The organism is Bartonella sp. DB5-6 (genome assembly GCF_000278115.1).
Classification (GTDB): Bacteria; Pseudomonadota; Alphaproteobacteria; order Rhizobiales; family Rhizobiaceae; genus Bartonella; species Bartonella refiksaydamii.
In genome coordinates, this window is the sequence record NZ_JH725116.1 from 24,047 (window position 1) to 30,121 (window position 6,075).

The following is a 6,075-nucleotide window of genomic DNA, read 5'->3' on the forward strand; positions in this document are numbered from 1 at the left end:
ATGGTTTTGCCATTTTCAGAATCTGAAAAAGCTGTATCACAGAAGCAGAAAAAAATGTTTGTATGGGATTTTTTTTTCAAAGGGCTTAAGTTACTTATTTCAGTTTTTGTAACGTTGCTTGGTTTGGTGACCATCACTTTTTTTATTGGTCATCTTCTTCCTTTAGATCCCGTTCTTGCTATTCTTGGTGATAATATCAGTCAGGAAGCTTATGATGCAATGTTTTATAAGCTGGGTCTTGATAAGCCATTGACTGTTCAGTATTGGAATTATCTTCGTAATGTATTTTTGTTTGATTTTGGAGATGCCTTAACCTCTGGGCGTCCTGTCTTAACAGATATTATGCGTGTATTTCCTGCAACGTTAGAGCTCGCCACAGTTGCTATTATTATTGGTACAAGTCTTGGTATTCCTTTTGGTGTTTTTGCAGCAATGTATCGCGATTCATTTATTGATTACTTTGTTCGTACTTTTACACTCCTGAGTTATTCAACACCGACATTTTGGCTTGGGTTAATGGCGTTATTAATATTTTATGCCAAGCTTGGCTGGATTGGAGGTCCAGGGCGGATTGATTTTATTTATGAATATTCTTTTGAGCCAAAAACAGGTTTTTTTCTTTGGGATACTGCTAGGCAAGGACAGTGGGAAGCTTTTGCTAATGTCTTTGGTCATATTATTATGCCTGCTTTAATCTTAGCTTTCGGTGCTATGGCCTATATTAGTCGTATGACTCGTGCGTTTATGATTGAACAGCTCAATCAAGAATATATCATTACAGCACGTGTGAAAGGATTATCTTGGATTCGAACGGTGTGGGGGCATGCCTTTCGCAACGCTGCTGTTCAGATTATTACCGTTGTTGCGCTTTCTTATGCTTTTTTGTTAGAAGGTGCTGTGTTAACAGAAACAGTTTTTGCTTGGCCTGGATTCGGACATTATTTGACGAATGCTCTTTTGGCGGGAGATATGAATGCAGTGGTTGGATGTACTATGCTTATAGGATTTCTTTTTGTCATCATTAATTTATTTTCTGATTTACTTTATCGCATCTTTGATCCAAGGACACGCTGAATATGACAATAGTTAATCATCATAAATCGCAATCGCCATTTTCTTTAGGACGTTGGTTAAATGAGCCTGTTCCACGGTCAATAGTTCAAGCAAATGTGCAAAAGATTTATCATGCATTGATTAAGTTTTTTCATAATTTATCGGCTTTAATTGGTCTGGTTATTATTTCTATTATTGTCATATGTGCGTTTTTTGCTCCTTGGATTGCTACGCATGATTTTCTTAGCAATGATCTTGTTCACAGATTGCAACCACCTTCTATGTTGCATTATTTTGGAACGGATGAATTGGGGCGTGACATCTTTAGTCGCATCGTTTTTGGTGCGCGTATTACCCTTTATATCGTTTTTCTTACTACAATTATTGTGGGGCCGATAGGGTTGATTGTTGGGACTGTATCTGGCTATATAGGGGGATGGGTTGATACTGTTCTCATGCGCATTGTCGATATTTTTCTTGCTTTTCCAAGTTTGATTTTAGCTCTTGCTTTTTCAGCTGCCTTGGGACCAGGTATTGAAAATGCATCTATTGCAATTTCAATTGCAGCATGGCCATCAATAGCGCGTTTAGCGCGTGCTGAAACTTTGACTATACGTTCATCTGATTATGTCTCTGCAGTTCGTTTACAGGGAGCATCTAATTGGAGAATTATTTTGTTTCATATTGCACCGATGTGTATTCCTTCAGTGATTGTACGGTTAACATTGGATATGTCTGGAATTATTTTAACAGCTGCTGGTCTTGGTTTTTTGGGATTGGGAGCTCAACTCCCAAGTCCTGAATGGGGAGCAATGCTTTCGTCTGGTCGTGAATTTATGATGACAAATTGGTGGTTAGCGGCGATACCCGGTTGTGCGATATTGTTAGCAAGTCTTGCCTTCAATCTTTTAGGCGATGGACTTCGTGATGTATTGGATCCACGTAATGGTTAAAAAAATATTAGAGATAGAAGATTTGCGTATTTCTTTTCCTACGAGACGTGGTGTTTCAGAAGTTGTGCGTGGCGTTAGCTTTTCCGTAGGAAAAGAGAAAATTGGAATTGTTGGAGAATCTGGGTCTGGAAAATCAATGACTGGGCGTGCGATACTCAAGTTGAGTCCAAAATCAGCAATTGTCAAAGCTAAAAAAATGCGCTTTGATGATGTCAATTTATTGAGTGCGCGTGAATCTCAGATGCGAACTATCCGAGGTAAACGTATTTCAATGATTTTACAGGATCCCAAATATTCACTTAATCCACTAATACGGATTGGGGATCAGATTATGGAAGCTTATCGTATTCATTACCGTGTTTCAAAAGCTGATGCGTGGGAAAAGACAATTTCTATGTTAGAATCTGTTCATATTCGTGATCCAGAACATGTGATGCGATTATTCCCTCATGAAATATCTGGAGGTATGGGACAGCGGGTTATGATTGCTATGATGCTTATTCCCAAACCTGATTTAATTATTGCGGATGAGCCAACCTCTGCGCTTGATATTACAGTAAGGCGTCAGGTTTTATCAGTGTTGGATGAGCTAGTCACCGAATCTGGAATGGGACTGATTTTTATTAGTCATGATTTGAATATGATTGCTGATTTTTGTGATCGTGTTTTGGTTATGTATGCAGGACGCGTGTTAGAAGAATTGTCTGCATCTAATTTGTCTCGCGCTTGTCATCCTTATACCAAAGCTCTATTAGCGAGTTTGCCACGGCTTGATAATCCTGTTGATGTTTTGGCTGTTCCTGAACGTGACCCTGACTGGTTGCATAATCCTACGATTGTTAATGGTGTTGAAGGAGTTGCTCCATGACCAGTTGTGAGAATATTATCGATGTTTCTCATTTATATGTGACCTTTGGAAATAGGCACAAGGCAGTAACAGTTGTTAAAAATGTCAACTTTCATATTAAGCGTGGTGAGGCTTATGGTTTGATTGGTGAATCAGGATGTGGAAAATCAACCATTTTAAATACATTAGTTGGGCTTATTCCAGACTATAGTGGGCGTTTCATTTTTGATGGAGAAGAAGTAGCAAAAAAAAGGAGTAAGAATTTTCTGCGCCGGATTCAAATGGTTTTTCAAGATCCTTACGCTTCTCTTCATCCAAGAAAAATGGTCTATACGGTTCTTTCTGAATCTCTCAAAATCCATGGTATGGATAATCCAAAGGAGCGGGTACGTGATGCTTTAAATTCGGTTGGTTTAGATGCTTCCTTTCTTTATCGTTATCCACATGAGTTGTCTGGAGGGCAACGTCAGCGTATTGCTCTTGCACGTGCTTTGATTATTGAGCCAGAGGTTTTATTGCTTGATGAGCCGACATCTGCATTGGACGTGTCTGTACAGGCTGAAATTTTAAACTTGTTAAAATCGTTACGAGAGGAAAGAAAACTCACTTATTTGATGGTATCTCATGATCTTGCCGTTGTTGCACACATCTGTGAACGTGTTGGAATTATGCATAAAGGGATTATTCTTGAAGAGCTTAGCAATAATGATTTGCGTAATTTGCATGCACATAGTGACTATACAAAGATGTTTTTTGAAGCCAGTATCGATCCCATTGCTTATAAAGAGGCAAGGGTAGGATAGGTTTTACAAAAAAGTGGAAGTTTTTTCTGTTTTAGGTCTTTGCAGATGTTCAGCATTGCCTTTGCAATGTAGTTTTTTGTCGTTTCGAGTTTTGTAGGTATAAATTGCGTAGAAAATTTATCTATATATTTTTATCCTGTGAGGCATACTGTAATATGAGATACGTAGGTGACTTATAGAGTATTAATTATCTGATATCATTGCACTCTTTTTTGATCACAATTTTATATCCAGCAGCTTTTGTTGTGAAATTTTGAGATTTAAATTTATAAAAAATAACAGTATAATAAGTAATAATGCTATATTTTATAGTATAGCTTTTTGAGGTCTAATTTATCGATAAATGCTAAGTTTTATTTTTTTAAAAAGAAGAATCTGTTGTGAGAATTTTTTGAATATTAAGTGATAAATTCTAAAATATTTTGGGTGTTCTTAAAAGAGAAAAAAACAGGTTTTATAAATAAAAAGGTCAGCACATTTTACTGTCTTTTTGCTAAAGCGAACAGAAAAAATACTCTTGTTTTTACAGCTTTGTCTCTTAAAATTGATAGCGTATTCCGCTTGAAAAACTTGCTCCGGATATACCAGTTTTTTGAAGCTTTTGTTGATAACTGACATTGCCATGAAGCGAGACATTTGGAGATAGTTGCGCACTGATACCAAGCCCACCTTCAATAGCAGACCCCATAGAATCAAGTTGATAATTCTTATCAATATGTATTGCTTTATCATTACCAAAAGTTTTTATCACATTTATTTTTCCATAGAAGGAAGTAAAACGACTGCTTTCAGTGGTGAAAATAGTTTTTGTCAAACGCCCACCAACACGGATTAACCATTGATGAGGATTATTCATATCAACTTTAAAGCCGTCAGCATCTGAAAGAATATCAAATGTCAAATGTTGATAAGCAAATTGCGCTTGGGGTTCGAAGGTTACTCCTTCCATTCCGGTTGCAAACTGTTTGCCAACGGTGTTGGAGATGCTCAAAGTTTTCACATTTTTTAATGTTGCAGTTTTGCCAAGGATGGCATTGGTGATATCTCCTTTTATTATCCCATAGGATAAAAGTGTATCGATGTAGAAACCATTGTCATGCTGTATGCTGCCATAGGCTGTTAGTGACCATTTATTCAGCGAGCTCTTCCCAGCATCTTGCATATCTTTTGGGGTGAAAGACATTTTCCCATAAGTTCCTACAAAGCCAAGATGTGTTGTGGTGTTTCGTCCTTCCAGTGTAGGTAGTGCAAGACCGGCTTGGAGAGCAGCATAGCGAATACCAGCACCGCTATAACCATATTTACGAGGGCTGCTCTCAGAGGATAGGGTTCCTGTACTTCCATAGATGTATAAGAAAAGTCCTGTCTTTTTTTCCTTGTTTCTGCCCAAGGTAGATGTTCTCATATTGGCTAAAAGCGTATTTTGTTTAGCCATATCAGACAATCCAGCATAGAATAGGGCGTTTGGCATGACAAAATAGCTTGCTACTTGCGGGAGAACTGCTTTCGCTTTTGAATCAGGATCCAGAAATTCATTTTGCAAGCGAAAATCCCAAAAATTATCACTATTCCCTAATAAGTTTTGGTTCACATTAGCCAGACCATAGTTTGCTTTTGGTCCATAGGCAGTAAGTATATATTTATAAGGCGAACCTTTTATTGCGATATAGTTATTCTCTAATTTAAAAGAGTTTTTATCTGCTTCTCCAGAAACTTGAATCAGTGAAATGCCGCGTGTATTTAAAGGATCAGAATCGTCTGCTTTTACAGTTTCTTTTTCTAAACGGTTTTGAAAATAAACTGTTGTGGTGCCTGAGACATCACCATGAATTAAAAGGCGATCTGTTTTCTGATTGCCTATTGCAATGCCATCACTCCATTCAGTGTTTAAATAAATTTTTGCATTCTCTGTTGCATTGTAGACGGCCGTGGTATCTGGTTTGCCAGATCCTATATGTAATGTTTGATAATGATCTTCCATTGGTGTATCAAAAGCGATAGAGCTATTGTTGAGATTAAGTACAGAAACTTCAGAAAGTGATCTTTTGGTAATATCAAGCAGATTCCCTGCATTGTCTTTTTCTTGTGTACTGACCTTTAAGAGCCACTTTGTACCGTTGATCAGACTAAGGGATGCTTGATCGACTTTATCGGATTCGTTAACTAAAACCCTTGCGCTGCCTTCTAGAATAGAACTATCTGCAATTACATAAGATATCCCAGGGGACTTTGTATCAACTGCGGTTATTAATAAAATATCAGCAAAAATTTTTGAATTTTTTAGAATAATCTTTGACTGATCACCTTGTACTTTTAGCGCACCACCACTGGCGTTCACAACAGTATCTGTCAGATCAATTTGTCCACTGGATTTTGCGCAAGCCGCTGGCTGTGAGCTAGTTGTGGTCAGAGTTCCTCC

The 6,075-nt window shown here is 37.7% G+C and carries 5 protein-coding genes; 4 read left to right on the top strand and 1 reads right to left on the bottom strand.

Features of this window, described 5'->3' with window-relative positions:
- From MCO_RS02650 to MCO_RS02665, 4 genes are read left to right on the top strand one after another with little or no spacing between them, the layout of a single operon-like run.
- Complete coding sequence (locus tag MCO_RS02650; RefSeq protein ID WP_007552449.1) at positions 1–1,074, top strand: ABC transporter permease; 1,074 nt, start codon at positions 1–3, stop codon at positions 1,072–1,074.
- Between the two features lie 2 nt (positions 1,075–1,076).
- Positions 1,077–2,006, top strand: coding sequence for an ABC transporter permease (locus tag MCO_RS02655; protein ID WP_007552450.1), 930 nt, complete (start codon positions 1,077–1,079; stop codon positions 2,004–2,006).
- Complete coding sequence (locus tag MCO_RS02660; RefSeq protein WP_007552452.1) at positions 1,999–2,874, top strand: ABC transporter ATP-binding protein; 876 nt, start codon at positions 1,999–2,001, stop codon at positions 2,872–2,874. The genes MCO_RS02655 and MCO_RS02660 overlap by 8 nt, the downstream gene beginning before the upstream one ends.
- Positions 2,871–3,656 carry an ABC transporter ATP-binding protein gene (locus tag MCO_RS02665; protein WP_007552454.1) on the top strand — a complete coding sequence of 262 codons (786 nt, stop codon included), beginning with the start codon at positions 2,871–2,873 and terminating at the stop codon, positions 3,654–3,656. Before MCO_RS02660 ends, MCO_RS02665 begins: the two co-directional genes overlap by 4 nt.
- Positions 3,657–4,194: 538 nt before the next feature.
- On the opposite strand, the gene MCO_RS02670 is transcribed toward MCO_RS02665, so the two are convergent.
- Positions 4,195–6,075, bottom strand: a 1,881-nt coding sequence (locus MCO_RS02670) for an autotransporter outer membrane beta-barrel domain-containing protein (protein WP_007552456.1), incomplete at its 5' end; no start/stop codon positions are given.